Here is a 15,690-nt window from a genome sequence, read left to right on the forward strand (position 1 = left end):
GCGGGTTCACTCTCCCTGACCGGGCGTATCCCCCGCTCAGCGGTGCCGTCGGGCGCGTGCTGGGATGGCGGTGTGCAGCTTTTGTGGCCAACGACACCGGCGGAACCCGTCTCCGACGCGGACCTCGAACGGCTCTACGGGTATCCCGGAGGCCTGACCCGTCCCTGGGTCCAGGTCAACTTCGTCAGCTCCGCCGACGGCGCGGTGGCGGTCGACGAGCTGTCCGAGGGGCTCTCCTCCCCCGCCGACAAGCGGATCTTCCTGATGGGGCGGCTGCTTTCCGACGTGATCCTGGTCGGCGCGGGCACGGCGCGCGCCGAGGGTTACCGCGGCGCGCGGATCACTCCCGAACGCGCCGCCCGCCGCGTCTCGCTCGGGCTGTCCGAGGTCCCGCCGATCGCGGTGGTGACCCGTTCCGGTGACCTCGACCCCGAAGGCCCGCTGTTCACCGACACCAAGGTCCCGCCGATCGTCATCACCACCGAAAAGGCGCCCTGGGCCGCGCTGGAACGCGCGGGCGCCGCGGTGCTCGTCGCCGGAACCGAAGACGTCGACCTGCACCGCGCGCTCGCGCTGCTGGACGAACGCGGGCTGCGCCGGATCGACTGCGAGGGCGGGCCGGCGCTGTTCGCCGATCTGATCGCGGCCGACCTCGTCGACCAGCTGTGCCTGACCGTCGCCCCGCTGCTGGCGGGCGCGGGCGAGCGCCGGATCGCGGACGGCCGCCCGTCCCCGGAGCCACGGCGGATGGACCTCGCGTCCGTGCTCTTCGAAGACGGCTTCACCATGTTGCGTTATCGCCGCCGGGAGGGCGGGTGAGAGAGGCCACGCCGGTTCCGGACGAGGAACTGGCGGCCCGGGCCGCCGCCGGGGACCACGGTGCCTTCGACATCCTGGTCCGGCGGCACACGGCCAGGATGTACCGGGTGGCGCTGCGGATCACCGGCAGCTCGTCGGAAGCCGAGGACGTCGTCCAGGAGGCCTGGCTCTCCGCGTGGCGCGCGCTGCCCGGCTTCCGGTTCGAATCCGCGGTGTCGACCTGGCTCTACCGGGTGACGACGAACGGCGCGCTCGGCGCGGTCCGGCGGCGGAAACCGACGGTTCCGCTCGACGAGGGCGACGCGGGTGTCGTGCCTGGTCCGGAGGGGTACGTGGTGAGCGCCGAACAGGTCGGCACGGTACTGCGCGCGATCGCCGAACTCGACGTCGGCCAGCGGATCCCGCTGATTCTGCGAGAATTCGAAGGGTTGACCTACGACGAGGTGGCCGAGGTGCTGGAAGTCAGCGTGCCCGCTCTGCGCGCCCGCCTGCACCGCGCGCGGGTGGCGCTGCTGGCGAAACTCGGTGACAACTTCCGACCCGGGGAACGGTGATGAGCGAGGATCCGCGCGACGACCCCCGGTGGCAGCAGGTACGTGCCGCCGCGAGCCGTCCGGTGCCGACGCCGCCGGGACTCGTCGAACGGGTGCTCCGCTCGGTCAGTGGCGTCCGCGGCGGGCACACCACCGCCCCGCTCGATCTGCCGTCGTCGGGCGGTAAGACCCAGGTGTCGGAACGGGCGCTGGTGATGATGACCAGGAGCCTCGCCGCCGAGATCGGCCGCGAGCTCGGCGGGGTCCACGTCTCGGCCGTCGCGCTCGAAGAGGACGTGCTCCAGGTGCTGGTGACGATCCGGTTCGGCGTCGAGGCGGCCGTCGCGGAGCTGTTGCGGCACCGGGTCAGCGCGGCGCTGACCGGCCAGCTCGGGTCGGCCCCGCCCACGATCAACGTCCACGTCGTCGACGTCCACCCGGACTGAACCCGCGCTGATTACCCCATCCGGGGGACATCGCGTGACGACTCGGCATGCGCGTGTGTCGTGGTCGGTGAGAGCGTAGGGATCGCCGCGCGCGCAGGTCGCGCGGCACCGGCCGAGAAGGAGCGAACTTCATGGCGCAGCCGAGCGCGAGCAAGCCCGACACCCCTGTGGCGGGGTCGTCCCTCAACGAGGAAGGAGCCGCCGGCAAGACCACGATCTCGTCGGTGGTGGTGCAGAAGGTGGCGGGGCTCGCCACCCGCGAGGTGACCGGGATCCACGCGCTGGGCGGCGGCGTTTCGCGGGCCTTCGGCGCGATCCGCGAACGCATCCCCGGCTCCGGCACCGTCACCACCTCCGGTGTCTCGGTCGAGGTCGGCGAGAAGCAGGCCGCGATCGACCTCGACGTGGTCGTCGAGTACGGCGCCCGCATCGTCGACGTCGCGCGTGCGGTGCGCCGCAACGTGATCGGCCAGGTCGAGCAGATCACCGGCCTCGAGGTGATCGAGGTCAACATCGCGGTCAACGACATCCACCTGCCCGACGAGAACGGCGGCGAGACCGAGACCTCGCGGGTCGAGTGATGAACGGGACCCAGACCGGCCTGCTCGCCGGCCTCATCCTCGGCCTCGCCGCGACCCAGGGCTTCACCGCGTTCCTGGTGACGCTGGCCGTCGGCGTCATCGGCCTCGTCCTCGGCCGCGTGCTCGACGGCGAACTCGACCTCGGCGACCTGTTCGGCCGGGGCCGCGACAAATGACCCTCCCGGCCGAACCGGAGGACCGCGGCACCCTCACCATCGCGCCGTCCGTGGTCCGCAAGATCGCGCAGCACGCCGCCGACCAGGTCGACGGGACCACGCGCGCCGAGCGGCGGATCGCCGGGCTCGGGCTGGGCACCCACGGTGCGAGCGCGAAGGTCGGTGGTGAGGGCAACGACGTCGATCTCGTGCTCGACGTGGCACTGAACTACCCGGCGCCGGTGCGGCGGATCGTCGGCGATCTGCGCGCCAGGGTCACCGAGGAGGTCGAGCGGATCACCTCGTACCAGGTCCGGGACGTCTCGGTGACGGTCTCCGCGCTCCTGCCCGACATCGCGCCCCGCGTCCGCTAGAAGGAGCACCCGCATGCGTTTGATCGTCCGCCTGCTGTCGGCCCTGATCGGGCTGGCGCTGGCCGCCGCCGGGGTCCTGCTGGCACTGGAGGTCGGCTGGGGCTGGTGGCGGCCGGGACGCGGGCCGCTGTTCGTCCCGTGGGACGGCTGGCGCGACAGGCTCGCCGAGCTGTCTTGGAGCGAGCCGACGGTCCGGTACCTGGCGATCGCCGTCGCGGTCGCCGGGCTGTTGCTGATCCTGGCGGCCGCCTCGGCCGGGCGGCGTGCCATCCGGCTGACCGATCCGGCGAACGAGGTCAGCGTGACCACGTCGCCGCGTTCGCTGGCGAGGCTGGTCGGGGTGACGGTGCGCGCGCAGGACAACGTCGCGGGCGCGAAGGTCACGGCCACCGCCAAGAAGATCCGCGTCCGCGCGACGAGCAGGCTGGAAACCGAAGGCGAGCTGCGACCGCGGCTGCTGGAGACGGTCTCCGGGCTGCTCGACGACGTCCCGCTGGTGCGGCGGCCGAAGGTTTCGGTCGTCGTCGACTCCCCTAAGGACCGCCGATGACCCGTTCGGTCTCCGCCAAGGCACTCGGCCGGTCCACCGGCACGGAACGGACGCTGACCGTCCTCATCGGACTCCTCGCGCTGCTCGGCGGGGCCGCGGCGCTGGTGGTCGGCGCGGGCTGGCTCGGCACGTACCGCGCGGACCGGCCGCTCGTGGACCCGATCGCCCTCGACTGGCTGTCCCGGCACGCGCTCGCCGCCCGCATCGGCGCGATCGTGCTCGGCGTTCTCCTGCTGTGGCTGGGCCTGTGGTGGTTCTTCCGGTCGCTGCGCCCGGAAGGCCGCCCGGATCTCGAACTCGACGACGATCTCGTGGTGACCTCCTCGGCCATCTCCGAGGCCGTCCGCCTCGACGCCGAGACGGTCGACGGGGTCGGGCGCGCCCGGGTCCGCGCCGTCGGCGACAAGGAGAACCCGGCGCTGCGCATCACACTCTGGCTCGTCGAGGGCACCGACCTGAAACGGGTCTGGGAGCAGCTCGACCACACCGTGCTGGCCCGCGCGCGGGAATCGCTCGGGGTGGACGTCCTGCCGACCGCCGTCCGGATCGAACTCGACACGACGGCACCGCAACGGGTGCGCTGACCGCGCCGGTCCGGCAAGAATGGCCGTCATGTCGCTTCCCTTGACGCCGCCGGTCAAACCGATGCTCGCCAAACCGGCGAAGGCGATCCCCGATTCCGGCGGGCTGCTGTTCGAGCCGAAATGGGACGGATACCGCTGCCTGGTGTTCCGCGACGGCGACGAGCTGACCCTGCAGTCGCGGTCGGAGAAGCCGCTGAACCGGTACTTCCCCGAGGTCGTCGAGCGGTTGAATGCGGCGCTGCCCGAGCGGATCGTGCTGGACGGCGAACTGGTGGTCGCCCGGGGCGGGAAACTGGACTTCGACGCGCTCACCGACCGGGTCCACCCCGCCGAGAGCCGCATCAAACTGCTGGCGGAGCAGACCCCGGCGGAGTTCGTCGCGTTCGATCTGCTGGCACTCGGCGACGAGTCCTTTCTGGACGAACCGACGTCGAAACGGCGGGAACGGCTGGAGAAGCTCGCCTCCGACGGCATCCATCTCACCCCGGCCACCGCGGATCCGGCGATCGCGCGGCACTGGTTCGAGCTGTTCGAGGGCGCCGGGCTCGACGGCGTCATCGGCAAACCGCTCGACGAGCCGTACACGCCCGGCAAACGGGTGCTGCTGAAGTACAAGCACTCGCGCACCGCCGACTGCGTGCTCGCGGGGCTGCGCTGGCACGTCGACGGCGAGCCGGGCGAGATGGTCGGCTCGTTCCTCCTCGGGCTCTACGACGAGAACGGCGTGCTGCACCATCCCGGTGTCGTCGGCTCGTTCCCGGTCACCCGGCGGCGTGAACTGGCCGAGGAGCTGGCGCCGCTGATCACCGACGGGGCCGATCACCCCTGGCTGGGCGGCAACGTGCGGGAGCACCAGCGGATCCCCGGCGGGATCACCCGGTGGAAGGCCAAGGAAGCCCCGTGGGTGCCGCTGAAGCTGGAAAAGGTGGTCGAGGTCGGCTACGAACACACGGAAGGCGGATATCCGTCGCGGTTCCGCCACACCGCGCAGTTCAAACGCTGGCGCCCCGACCGCGAACCGGACTCCTGCACCTACGCCCAGCTCGACGAGGTCGCCCGCTACGACCTGGACGCCGTGTTCCGCGGCGAGGTGAAACGCACCCGCTAACCGTGTCCTGACATCCGACCTGCGAAGCTCTGTCCGAGCTTTTGTCATGCCTTGGAAGTGAGGACCAGCCCGTGAGCACCGCCCGCCGCACGCCACGGCTGATCCTGATGACGACCGTGGTCACGGCCGTGCTCGCGGGCTGCACCGCCGGGCCGTCGGTCCGGCCCGCGGTGATCGACAACGACGGAAAGCCGGATCCCGGCGGTCAGACGACGGCACAGCAGGTGCCGCTGCCGCCGCTCGCCGAACCCCGGTCGCCGTCGATCAAATGGGAGGACTGCGACGAAGCGACCCGGCAGCGGCTGGGTCAGCCGTCCGTGCCGGACACGCTGAAGTTCTCCTGCGCCAGGGTGCCCACCACGCTCGACGCGCCGGACCTGCCCGGTCGCGGGCTCTCGCGGCTGTCGGTGGTCAAGACCGGCGGCGGGCCGATCCCGCTCGTCGTGGTCAACGACGTCGACGGTGAGCCGGGGTCGCTGTACGCCGCGCGGCTGGCCGCGACGCTGCCGCCCGAGTTCCTGCAGAAGTTCTCCCTGATCGGGGTGGACCGGCGCGGGACCGGGGCGTCCACACCGGTGCAGTGCATCCCGGCGGAGATCCGCACCGATCTGCTGGGCGGCGATCCGGCGGCCGCCGACCTCGAAGGTGTCGTCGACGCGGCGCGCAAGGCGGGCCAGCAGTGCGCCATCGAACTGGACGACTCGCAGTTCGCGATGGACAGCTGGCGGGCCGCGGGCGACCTCGAAGAACTCCGTGAACAACTGGGGATGGACAAGCTGCACGCGCTGGGCCGCGGCGACGGTTCGAAGGTCCTCGCCGAATACGCCGTGCGGTACCCGGCCCAGGTCGGCCGGGTGATGCTCGACGGGCTGCCCGACCCCGCCCCCGACGCGACGGCGGTGCAGGAATCGGTCGCCGCGAGCGCGCAGGCCACCCTCGACGCTTTCGGCGCCGACTGCGTCGCGAGGGGCTGCCCGATCGGCGACGCCCGCTCCGCCGTCGCCGCCGTCGCGGACCGGCTCCGCGCCGCCTCCGCGACGACCACCGACGGCGCGGAGATCACGCCGGGGATCGCGCTGTACGCCATCTACTCCGGGCTCGCACAGCGCTCGCGCTGGGTGGAACTCGCCGAAGCGCTCAAGACCGCGCAGACCGGCGACGTCACCCCGCTGGCCGCGTTCGCCGAACCGGTGCTGAAGGACTCCCGGGCGCGGCCTTCGCGGCTGGACGGCACGCTCGCGACCAAATGCAACGACACCGCGACCCGGCTCTCGGCCGAGGAGCTCACGCGCGCGACCACGACACTGCGCGACAAGTACCCGCAGTTCGGTGTCTTCGCCGCACAGCAACTGGCCTGGTGCAGCCCGTGGCCCGTGCGCCGCGAGCCGCTTCCGCCCGCGGGCGCGCCGGGTGCCCCGCCGATCCTCGTCGCGGGGACGGCGACCGACCCGGTCACCCCGGAACAGGGCACCGGCCGGGCCGCCGACCAGATGCCGAGCGCGGTCACGATCACCTGGCAGGGTGCCGGGCACGGTGCGCTGAGCCTCTCGCCGTGTGTCGCGGACGCGACGCGGGGCTTCCTGATCGACGGGAAGGTGCCCGTCGACGGGACCCTCTGCCCGGCCTGAGCCGCTCCGGACCGCCCCGTGAAGTGTCATGAAAGGGTCGTTCAGGACGTTTTTCGTCCTGAACGACCCTTTCATGACACTTCTGGGCCCGGGGTCCTCGCCGAAGTGGCTTTAGCGAACCACCGCGCCCCCACCCCCCCTTTCATGACACTTCTGGACCGTGAGACGTCGCGAAAGTGGCTTTCGCGACCTCCCGCGCCCACACTCCCCACCCGCGCGCCATGAAAGGTCCTTTCCTTGCAAATTTTGCAAGGAAAGGACCTTTCATGGCATCGGCCTGAGCTACTGCCGGTAAGACTCCACCTCGGACACCGGCCGCGCCGAAGCCTGATCCGGGTCCTCGTCGAACTCGACGCGTGCCCGCCGCTGCCGCAGCAGGTCCCAGCACTGGTCCAGCTGCTGCTCCACACTCGCGAGCCGGGACCGGTCGTCCGAGCTGAGCCCGGTGCCGATCGCCCGCGAACGGAGTTCGTGCTCCTCGCTGACCAGCTCGTCGATCCGGCTGAGGATTTCCCCGTCGGCCATACGCACCTCCCGCGAAACGTGGGTCGCTCCATCAGAGACGCTACGCGCAATCACGGGAATGCGCGTAGCGCCCGATTCGTTACGCCGGGCATGAGCACTGTGGAGCTGACCGCCGCCAACTTCGACCAGGTCGTGTCGGACAACGACTTCGTCATCATCGACTTCTGGGCCGGCTGGTGCATGCCGTGCCGTCAGTTCGCGCCGACCTACGAGAAGGTGTCGGAGAACCACGACGACATCGTGTTCGCGAGTGTCGACACCGAGGCCGAGCAGCAGCTGGCCGCCGCCTTCGACGTGCGTTCGATCCCCACCCTCGCGGTCATCCGCGACAAGACGGTGATCTACGCCCAGCCGGGCGCGCTGCCGGAGAAGACGCTCGAAGACCTCATCCAGCAGGCACGCGACATCGACATGGACAAGCTCAAGGAAGACGCTCAGGAAGCCTGAGGAAAGAAGGGGCCCTTCCCGGCGGATTTCGCCGGGAAGGGCCCCTTTGTACTTCAGCGGAACACCGCCACCGGGGGCCGGGTCAGCCCTTGGTGGCCAGTCCGCGCAGGAAGAACGCCAGGTTCGCCGGGCGTTCCGCCAGCCTGCGCATGAAATAGCCGTACCATTCGTCGCCGTAGGGGACGTAGACGCGCATCGTCTCGCCGTCGCCCGCGATCCGGCGCTGCTCTTCGGGACGGATCCCGTACAGCATCTGGAATTCGTGGTCGTCCGCCTTGCGGCCGGCGTCCGCCGCGAGCTTCTCGGCGATCGCGATCATCCGCGGGTCGTGCGAGGCGACCATCGGATAACCCTTGCCCTGCATGAGGATCTTCAGGCAGCGCACATAGGACTTGTCCACTTCGGACTTGTCCTGGAACGCGACCTCCTCGGGTTCGGCGTACGCGCCCTTGCACAGCCGGACGCGCGAACCCTCGGTCGCCAGGTCGCGGCAGTCCTGCTCGGTGCGCCGCAGATAGGCCTGCAGCACCGCGCCGACCCACGGGTACTCGGTGCGCAGTTCCCGCAGGATGCCCAGCGTCGAGTCGGTGGTGGTGTGGTCCTCCATGTCGAGGGTCACCGTGGCACCGACCGCCTCGGCCGCCGCGCAGATCTTGCGGGCGTTCTCCAGCGCGACCTTCTCGCCGTCGGCGGGCAGGAACTGGCCCACCGCGGACAGCTTCACCGAGACATCCGCGCCGAACGCGAGGCCGTCGGCCGCCAGCGCGGTCAGCAGTTCCTCGTAGGCGCGGACGGTCGTCGCGGCCTGCTCGGCGTCGGTGGTGTCCTCGCCGAGGTGGTCGAGGGTGACCCGGAGGCCGTCGTCGGCCAGTTCGCGGACCACCCGCGCGGCGTCGGGTGTCTTCGAACCGGCGACGAACCGGCCCACCACCGATCGGGTGGCGGGGAAGACCTCGACCAGCTTGCGCATCCGCTGGGATCGAGCGGCGGCGAGCAACGGGGCACGCAACATCACGAACTCCTGGTTCTCAGCCCTGGTGGGGGTAACGGACGCTGGTGGGCGGGACGAAGGTCTCCTTGACCGAGCGCGGGCTCGTCCAGCGGAGCAGGTTGAACACCGAACCGGCCTTGTCGTTGGTGCCCGACGCGCGGCCGCCGCCGAAGGGCTGCTGACCGACGACCGCGCCGGTCGGCTTGTCGTTGACGTAGAAGTTGCCGGCGGCGAAACGCAGCGCCTCGGACGCCTTCGCCACGGCGGTGCGGTCGTTCGCGATGACGGCACCGGTGAGCGCGTAGTCGGCGGTCTCGTCGACCAGCTTCAGCACCTTGTCGAAGTCTTCGTCCTCGTAGACGTGGAGCGCGAGGATCGGGCCGAAGTACTCGGTGCGGAAGATCTCGTGGGCCGGGTTGTCCGACACCAGGATCGTCGGGCGCACGAAGTAGCCGACGCTGTCGTCGGCGGTGCCACCGGCGATGACCTCGATCTCGGGGTCCTCGGCAGCGCTCTTCAGCACGGCGGCGTGCTTGTCGAAGGCACGGCGGTCGATCACGGCGCCACCGAAGTTGCCCAGATCGTTGACGTCGCCGTAGGTGATCGCCTCGGTCTCGGAGACCAGCTCGTCCTTCAGGCTCGCCCAGAGCGAACGCGGAACGTAGGCACGGGACGCGGCCGAGCACTTCTGGCCCTGGTACTCGAAGGCGCCGCGGATCAGCGCGGTGCGCAGGATGTCGACGTCGGCGGAGGCGTGCGCGAGCACGAAGTCCTTGCCGCCGGTCTCGCCGACCAGGCGCGGGTACGTGCGGTAGCCGGAGATGTTGGCGCCGACGGTGGCCCACAGGTGCTGGAAGGTCGCGGTGGAACCGGTGAAGTGGATCCCGGCCAGGTCGCGGTGGGTCAGGGCGACCTCGGAGACGGCCTTGCCGTCACCCGGCAGCAGGTTGATCACGCCCGGCGGCATACCGGCCTCTTCGAGCAGCCGCATCAGCATGTGCGCGGCGTAGCTCTGCGTCGGCGACGGCTTCCACAGCACGACGTTGCCCATCAGCGCGGGCGCGGTCGGCAGGTTGCCGGAGATCGCGGTGAAGTTGAACGGGGTGATGGCGTACACGAAGCCCTCGAGCGGGCGGTGCTCCATCCGGTTCCAGATCCCGGGCGAGCTGACCGGCTGCTCGGCGAGGATCTGGCGGCCGAACGCGACGTTGAAACGCCAGAAGTCGATCAGCTCGCAAGCGGAGTCGATCTCGGCCTGGAAGGCGGTCTTCGACTGGCCGAGCATCGTGGCGGCGTTCAGCTTGGCGCGCCACGGGCCGGCGAGCAGGTCGGCGGCGCGCAGGATGATCGCGGCGCGGTCGTCGAAGGACAGCGCGCGCCAGCCGGGGGCGGCGGCCTTGGCGGCGGCGATCGCGTCGTGGGTGTCCTGCGCGGTCGCGCTGTGGATGACGCCCAGCACCGCCTTGTGGTTGTGCGGCTGGACGACCTCGATCTTCTCGCCGCCGCCCTTGCGCTGCTCACCACCGATCGTCGCGGTGATGTCGATGGGGTCGGCGTTGCCCAGCAACTTGAGCGCGCCCTCGAGTTCAGCGCGCTCAGCGCTGCCCGGCGCGTAGTTCAGCACCGGCTCGTTCTTCGGGGCGGGGGTCTGGGTCACGGCGTCCACTGACTGCTCCTGACTTCACTTCGCCGGATAGAGGTCTCACCCCGAACGGTAGACCGGACGGCTTCGCCACGGCTTGTTCGACTGGCTAGAATCGGGGTGACCATCTTGTCCGATCGGCTTAATTCGGTGATGACCTGACCACGGATACGACCACTGGGGCCTCGCTCCGGCATGTCCTCGCCACGCTCGGGGAACCGCTAGTCAGGGTGCTCGCGGCCCCTGGCGGGCTCGGCGTCGGAGTGGAGGACGTGGTCATCCACGATCCGGAGGATCCGCCCGACGCCCATCCGGGTGACCTCGTCCTGGTGATCGGCGCTCGCGGGCGTTCGGCCTCCGGTGCGATCCGGGCGGCGGGGCGGTCCGGCGCGGCCGCCGTCGCGGTCAAGAACGGCTCGGCCGTCGTGAACGTCGCGGCCGACGCGGGGATCGCGCTGATCGAGGTCGGCCACGAGGCGCGCTGGGAGCAGGTCGAAGCCCTGGCCAGGGGCGTGGTCGACGCGGCGCGCGCGGGTGGCGAGGCGGACCGCGGCGAGGTGCTGGGCGATCTGTTCTCGCTCGCACAGACCATCGCGACGCTGACCGGCGGCCTGGTCAGCATCGAGGACACCGCGAGCCGCGTGCTGGCCTATTCGCGGGCGGGCGACGAGGTGGACGAACTGCGCCGGCTCTCGATCCTTGGCCGCGAAGGCCCGGAACGGTATCTCGCAATGCTGCGCGAATGGGGCGTCTACCAGCGGCTTCGCGCCGGGGAAGGCATCGTCCGCATCGACGAGCGGCCCGATCTCGGCATCCGGCGGCGGATCGCGGCCGGGATCCACGCCGGATCGCAGCCGCTGGGCACGATCTGGGTCCAGGAGGGCGCGCATCCGCTCACCGAAAGCGCGGAGGTCGCCTTGCTCGGCGCGAGCCGGGCGCTGGCACCGCAGCTGATCCGCCGCCGGACGCTGCCCAGCCCCGAACTCCGGCTGCGCGAGGATCTGCTGGCGGGCCTGCTCGACGGACGCGTCGACGCGGAGTCCGTCGCCGACGACATCGGCGCGGATCCCGGGAAACCCGCCATGGTGCTGGCGTTCTCGCTCCCCCGCGACCGGGCCGCGACCGACCGGCAGCTGCGGCGCGCCGAGCTGGTGCATCTGATCACCGTGCACACCGCCGCGTACCGGCGGAGCGCGCTGGTGAGCGTGATCGGCGGCCGGGTCTACGCGCTCCTCCCCGACCTCCCCGAGCACGCCGAAGCACGGATCCTGACGCTGGCCAAGGAAATCGCCGGCACCGCGCAACGGCATCTCGACGTCCGGGTGCGCGCGGCGCTGGGCGGTGTCGTGCCCCGCCTCTCGGACGCGGCGGCCTCACGCGGCGACGCGGACCGTGTGCTGGCGACGATGGCGCGCGGGCACGAGACCGCGGACGTCGCCTCGCTGGCCGACGTCCGCGCCGAAGTCCTGCTCTCGGAGGTACTCGCGTTCCTCGGCGAGCAACCGAGGATCCGCGATCCGCGGCTGACCGAACTGGTCGCGCACGACGCCGAGCACGGCGGCATCCTGGTGCCCGCCGTGCTCGCGTACCTCGACGCGTTCGGGGACGTCCGGCGCGCGGCGCGCGAGCTGAACATCCATCCGAACACGGTCCGCTACCGGGTGCGCCGCGCCGGCGAGGTGTCCGGGATCGACCTGGACGACCCCGCGCAGCGCATGCTCACCCAGCTTCTTTTGCGCCTGTAGGCATTCCCGCCCGCATTCAGAGGACTAAACGCGTCAGGTCAGGCCAGGGTCAGGCTGAACCGGCGGTTCTGGACGTCGAGCTTGTCCAGCCGCACCGCGACGGCCGCCCCGGCGGCGAACGGGCCGGTTCCGCCGACGGTCGGCAACAGCCCCTCCAGCCCGGGGGCCACTTCGACGAACGCGCCGAACGGGAGCACCCGCGTGACGACTCCGTCCAGAACGCCGCCATCGGCGTGCGCGACGACGAAATCACGCCAGTTTTCGGTGGGAGACATGCGATTCACCTCCTTTCCGCGCATGGTCCACATGAGGACGCCTACGCGGAGGCGGGCTGCGGGCCCGCGCGGAGATCAAGCGGCGGCCGGGGAACCCGTCCGCTCACGGCACGAGGCCGACCCGGCAGTCATGACCGTGACCCTAGCAAAGTCACGACACCGCGGCGAGGCTCCGTGCTCCGGCGACCTCGGCCAGCGCGCGATAGGACTCCAGCCGCTCCGCCTGGTCGAAAGTGCTGGTGGTCACCAGGATCTCGTCGGCGCCGGTCTTGGCGACGAGATCGGCCAGCCGGTCGCCCACCTCGTCCGGGGTGCCGGCGAGCTGACCGTCGAGCGCCCGGTCCAGCCGGTCCCGGTCGCGGTCCGACAGCGGCCCGGCGAGGATCTCCTCCACCGGGGACAGCGGCGGGAAGACACCGTGCGTGCGCGAGTAGACGGTCGACCATGCTTCGGGGATCAGCAACCGCCGGGCCCGTTCGGCGGTCTCGGCGACCGCGATGGCCGTGGACACCACGACATACGGCCGCGAAGCCTGCGCGGAAGGACGGAACCCGGCCCGATAGCCCTCGATGGCTTCGAGCAGCGGCCCCTCGCCCCGGACCGGCGCGATCACCAGCGGCAGCCCCAGTTCCGCGGCCAGCCGCGCCCCGGCACCGGTGGCCAGCAGGAACGCGGGCACGCGCAGGCCTTCCGCGGGAATGGCGTGCACGCCCGGATACGTCGACTGATCGCCCGCGAGAAAGCCCAGCAGCTCGCGAACCTGCTCGCCGAACCGATCCGCGTCGTCCTTCTCGTGCCCGAGCGCCTGCCGGACCCCGCCGGTGAACCCGACCGAACGCCCCAGCCCCATGTCGATCCGGCCGGGGAAGAGCGATTCGAGCACGCCGAACTGTTCCGCGACCACGAGCGGCCGGTGGTTGGGCAGCATCACGCCGCCGGTGCCGACCCGGATCCGCTCGGTCGCCGAGGCGACCGCCGCCGCCAGGACGGTGGGCGCCGAACCGGCGACACCGGGCACGCTGTGGTGCTCGGAGACCCAGAACCGGTGGTAGCCCAGCGCTTCGATGTCCCGGGCGAAGGCGACCGTGTCCCGCAAGGCGCGGGGCGCGTCGCCGCCGCGGCGGGTCGGGGACCGGTCCAGTACCGAAAGCGTGATCACCTTCGGGTCAACGCGTCCGGGCCCGGCGGGCATTCCCCGCTCAGGGGCGCCAGCGCTCGCTGTAGTCCGGGTGGTCGGCGTGCGGCAGGGCCAGCAGCCGCAGGGTCAGGCACCAGTTCGTGCCGGCCTCGTCGGCGGGCACATGGCACGTCTCGCACCAGTACTCGTTGCCGTACAAGGGGAATCCCGGGACCTTCTCCGAAACCGTGGTGCGATGCGCCTGCAGGAGCCGCCGGGTCGCCTCGATCTCGTTGATCATCTGATTGACCACGTCGAGTTCGATGTCGTTGAGCGAGCGGATCTTCTTTTCGATGACGACCTTGGTCTCACCGCGATTGAGCGATTCGTTGATCTCGGTTTTCTTGACCGCCTGCATGATCAACGCCTGGCGTTGCCCCACACGCGCGGCGAGAAAGGCGATCAGGTCGTCCACGGGCACTCCTTCGTCTCCCCCAGCCTAGTGTTCGGAGGGAACTGTCGCTGGCAGGAGGCCCGGCGTTACGACTGAGTCCCACGCGTCACACAGTCTTGTATCGGTTCCCGGCGGAGCGGTAACAGGTTTCTAGATCGACACGAAAGCGCAATCACTCCGCGAGCAAAAATGAAGAAGAGACGGATGCCGGGCGCGAATTGGTCACCGATACCGCACACCTCGTCACGAAATGCGTTCCTTGTCGTGGCCGCACTCGCCGTCGCGCTCACTCTGGGCGCGGGTGCCGGCGTGGTGGCGGCCACCCGTCCCGGTGAGCCCGCCGCGGCGCCCGCCGCCCCGGCGACGGTGACCGTCACGGCGGAGGCCGCGCCCGCGCCGACCGTGACCGTCCCGGCGCCGCCGGTCACCTCGGCGCGCGCCGTCATCGCCTCCCCTGCGGACCGGTTCGCCGACGGGACCTATCTGGTCGGCACCGAGATCCGAGCGGGCTCGTACCGCTCCCCCGGACCGGCGCCGGGCGGCAACGGGCACTGCTACTGGGCGCGGCTCCGGGCCGAAGGCACGTCGAAGATCGTGGCCGACCAGCTGACCACGGGCGCCGCCCGGTTCACCGCCCGCAAAGGCGAGTACGTCCAGGTCGCGGGGTGCGAGTTCACCCGGTCCTAAGTGTCGTCCCGCGCCTTGCTGGGCTGCACCCGCTTCGGCTCGCCGGGCATCTTCGGGTAGTCCGGCGGATACGGCATCTCGCCGAGGCCGTGGTCGCGCTCGTCCCGCGCGTACCACTCCAGCAGTGTCTCGATGCCGAACGCCTGCTCGTCCATCGGCGCGTGGAGGTCGCCCCGCTCGGCGTAGAAGGCGCCGGCGGTGAGGACGTCGAAGTCGTCCGGGTCGACCTCGGTCAGCAGATCCCAGGTCAGCGGCGTCGACACCGTCGCCCGCGGAGTGCCGCGGACCGACCAGGACGACGCCACCGTGCGATCGCGGGCAGCCTGGTTGTAGTCGATGAAGACCCGGCCGCCGCGTTCTTCCTTCCACCACGCGATGGTCGCCTTGTCCGGGATCCGGCGCTCGACCTCGCGGCCCAGCGCGATCACCGCGTGCCGGACGTCGATGAAGTCCCAGTCCGGCCGGATCCGCACCAGGACGTGCACACCGCGGCCGCCCGAGGTCTTCGGGTAGCCGGTCAGCCCCGCCGAATCGAGGACCTCGCGCACCACGCCCGCGACCTCGACCGCGTCGGAGAAGCCCGCCTCGTCCGGCGGGTCCACGTCGATGCGGAGTTCGTCGGGATGGTCGACGTCGGGCCGCCGCACCGGCCACGGGTGGAAGTCGAAGGTGCCCAGGTTCGCCGCCCACGCGAACACGGCGGGCTCGGTCGGGCAGACCTCCTCGGCCGTCCGGCCCGACGGGAAGGTGATCTTCGCGGTCTCCACCCAGTCCGGGGCGCCCTTCGGCACGCGCTTGGCGTAGAACCACTCGCCCTCGACGCCGTCGACATAGCGCTTCAGCGTCGTCGGCCGCTCCCCGATCGCGCGCAGCAACGGCTCGCCGACCGCGACGTAGTGCTCCACGACCTGGCGCTTCGTGATCCCCCGGGCCGGGAAATACACCTTGTCCGGGCTGGACACCCGGACCTTGCGCCCGCCTGCCTCGACCTCGATCGGCTCACCGTTCTTGGGCATGCGCCCACCGTAT

General features: G+C 70.9%; 20 protein-coding genes. 13 read left to right on the forward strand and 7 right to left on the reverse strand.

Translation table 11 applies throughout. The annotated features are described in order from the left end of the window. Positions 1-72 precede the first annotated feature (72 nt). From ACIBTM_RS07680 to ACIBTM_RS07725, 10 genes are all read left to right on the forward strand, one after another. Entirely contained in the window at positions 73-819 is a 747-nt protein-coding gene (locus tag ACIBTM_RS07680) for a pyrimidine reductase family protein (protein ID WP_395875701.1), read from the forward strand. Continuing rightward, entirely contained in the window at positions 816-1,373 is a 558-nt protein-coding gene (locus ACIBTM_RS07685) for an RNA polymerase sigma factor (protein ID WP_395875702.1), read from the forward strand. Before ACIBTM_RS07680 ends, ACIBTM_RS07685 begins: the two co-directional genes overlap by 4 nt. Further along, positions 1,373-1,798 carry a hypothetical protein gene (locus ACIBTM_RS07690; protein ID WP_395875703.1) on the forward strand — a complete coding sequence of 142 codons (426 nt, stop codon included), beginning with the start codon at positions 1,373-1,375 and terminating at the stop codon, positions 1,796-1,798. Before ACIBTM_RS07685 ends, ACIBTM_RS07690 begins: the two co-directional genes overlap by 1 nt. A 131-nt stretch (positions 1,799-1,929) precedes the next feature. After that, entirely contained in the window at positions 1,930-2,379 is a 450-nt protein-coding gene (locus ACIBTM_RS07695; RefSeq protein ID WP_037343835.1) for an Asp23/Gls24 family envelope stress response protein, read from the forward strand. Then, positions 2,379-2,555 carry a hypothetical protein gene (locus ACIBTM_RS07700; RefSeq protein ID WP_005157087.1) on the forward strand — a complete coding sequence of 59 codons (177 nt, stop codon included), beginning with the start codon at positions 2,379-2,381 and terminating at the stop codon, positions 2,553-2,555. Before ACIBTM_RS07695 ends, ACIBTM_RS07700 begins: the two co-directional genes overlap by 1 nt. After that, the gene (locus tag ACIBTM_RS07705; protein ID WP_395875704.1) at positions 2,552-2,908 is read left to right on the forward strand and encodes an Asp23/Gls24 family envelope stress response protein; all 357 of its coding nucleotides are present in this window, start codon (positions 2,552-2,554) and stop codon (positions 2,906-2,908) included. Before ACIBTM_RS07700 ends, ACIBTM_RS07705 begins: the two co-directional genes overlap by 4 nt. A gap of 13 nt (positions 2,909-2,921) precedes the next feature. After that, positions 2,922-3,458, forward strand: coding sequence for a DUF6286 domain-containing protein (locus ACIBTM_RS07710; protein WP_395875705.1), 537 nt, complete (start codon positions 2,922-2,924; stop codon positions 3,456-3,458). Then, complete coding sequence (locus ACIBTM_RS07715) at positions 3,455-4,042, forward strand: alkaline shock response membrane anchor protein AmaP (RefSeq protein ID WP_395875706.1); 588 nt, start codon at positions 3,455-3,457, stop codon at positions 4,040-4,042. Before ACIBTM_RS07710 ends, ACIBTM_RS07715 begins: the two co-directional genes overlap by 4 nt. Positions 4,043-4,070: 28 nt before the next feature. Beyond that, positions 4,071-5,150, forward strand: a complete 1,080-nt coding sequence (locus ACIBTM_RS07720) for an ATP-dependent DNA ligase (RefSeq protein WP_395875707.1) — start codon at positions 4,071-4,073, stop codon at positions 5,148-5,150. 107 nt (positions 5,151-5,257) lie between these two features. Next, complete coding sequence (locus ACIBTM_RS07725; RefSeq protein ID WP_395875823.1) at positions 5,258-6,778, forward strand: alpha/beta hydrolase; 1,521 nt, start codon at positions 5,258-5,260, stop codon at positions 6,776-6,778. A 282-nt stretch (positions 6,779-7,060) separates the two neighbouring features. Here ACIBTM_RS07725 and ACIBTM_RS07730 read toward each other — a convergent pair whose 3' ends face one another. Continuing rightward, positions 7,061-7,303, reverse strand: coding sequence for a DUF2630 family protein (locus ACIBTM_RS07730; RefSeq protein ID WP_395875708.1), 243 nt, complete (start codon positions 7,301-7,303; stop codon positions 7,061-7,063). Between the two features lie 90 nt (positions 7,304-7,393). On the opposite strand from ACIBTM_RS07730, the gene ACIBTM_RS07735 reads away from it, so the two are divergent. Beyond that, positions 7,394-7,750, forward strand: coding sequence for a co-chaperone YbbN (locus ACIBTM_RS07735; RefSeq protein ID WP_240597622.1), 357 nt, complete (start codon positions 7,394-7,396; stop codon positions 7,748-7,750). 82 nt (positions 7,751-7,832) lie between these two features. Here ACIBTM_RS07735 and ACIBTM_RS07740 read toward each other — a convergent pair whose 3' ends face one another. Both ACIBTM_RS07740 and pruA read right to left on the reverse strand, forming a co-directional pair. Beyond that, positions 7,833-8,762, reverse strand: a complete 930-nt coding sequence (locus ACIBTM_RS07740) for a proline dehydrogenase family protein (protein ID WP_395875709.1) — start codon at positions 8,760-8,762, stop codon at positions 7,833-7,835. Positions 8,763-8,778: 16 nt separating this feature from the next. Next, complete coding sequence (gene pruA, locus ACIBTM_RS07745) at positions 8,779-10,407, reverse strand: L-glutamate gamma-semialdehyde dehydrogenase (RefSeq protein WP_395875710.1); 1,629 nt, start codon at positions 10,405-10,407, stop codon at positions 8,779-8,781. Positions 10,408-10,613: 206 nt separating this feature from the next. Between pruA and ACIBTM_RS07750 the strand changes: the two genes are divergently transcribed. Next, positions 10,614-12,128: a PucR family transcriptional regulator gene (locus ACIBTM_RS07750; protein WP_395875711.1), complete on the forward strand. Its 1,515-nt coding sequence runs from the start codon at positions 10,614-10,616 to the stop codon at positions 12,126-12,128. 38 nt (positions 12,129-12,166) lie between these two features. Here the strand turns inward: ACIBTM_RS07750 and ACIBTM_RS07755 are convergent, their stop codons facing one another. From ACIBTM_RS07755 to ACIBTM_RS07765, 3 genes are all read right to left on the reverse strand, one after another. Then, on the reverse strand, positions 12,167-12,403 hold the full coding sequence (locus tag ACIBTM_RS07755; RefSeq protein WP_395875712.1) for a S1 RNA-binding domain-containing protein: 237 nt from the start codon (positions 12,401-12,403) through the stop codon (positions 12,167-12,169). A gap of 151 nt (positions 12,404-12,554) precedes the next feature. Continuing rightward, positions 12,555-13,595 carry an LLM class flavin-dependent oxidoreductase gene (locus ACIBTM_RS07760; RefSeq protein WP_395875713.1) on the reverse strand — a complete coding sequence of 347 codons (1,041 nt, stop codon included), beginning with the start codon at positions 13,593-13,595 and terminating at the stop codon, positions 12,555-12,557. A 7-nt stretch (positions 13,596-13,602) separates the two neighbouring features. Next, positions 13,603-13,995: a DUF6221 family protein gene (locus ACIBTM_RS07765; protein ID WP_395875714.1), complete on the reverse strand. Its 393-nt coding sequence runs from the start codon at positions 13,993-13,995 to the stop codon at positions 13,603-13,605. A 243-nt stretch (positions 13,996-14,238) separates the two neighbouring features. On the opposite strand from ACIBTM_RS07765, the gene ACIBTM_RS07770 reads away from it, so the two are divergent. After that, a complete protein-coding gene (locus ACIBTM_RS07770; RefSeq protein ID WP_395875715.1) occupies positions 14,239-14,661 on the forward strand; it encodes a hypothetical protein in 423 nt (140 codons plus the stop codon). Here the strand turns inward: ACIBTM_RS07770 and ACIBTM_RS07775 are convergent. Further along, a complete protein-coding gene (locus ACIBTM_RS07775) occupies positions 14,658-15,677 on the reverse strand; it encodes a DNA polymerase domain-containing protein (protein WP_395875716.1) in 1,020 nt (339 codons plus the stop codon). The two genes, ACIBTM_RS07770 and ACIBTM_RS07775, sit on opposite strands and share 4 nt — an antisense overlap. Positions 15,678-15,690: the final 13 nt, after the last annotated feature.

The sequence above is a fragment of the Amycolatopsis sp. NPDC049868 genome, from assembly GCF_044461365.1.
Lineage (GTDB): Bacteria > Actinomycetota > Actinomycetes > Mycobacteriales > Pseudonocardiaceae > Amycolatopsis.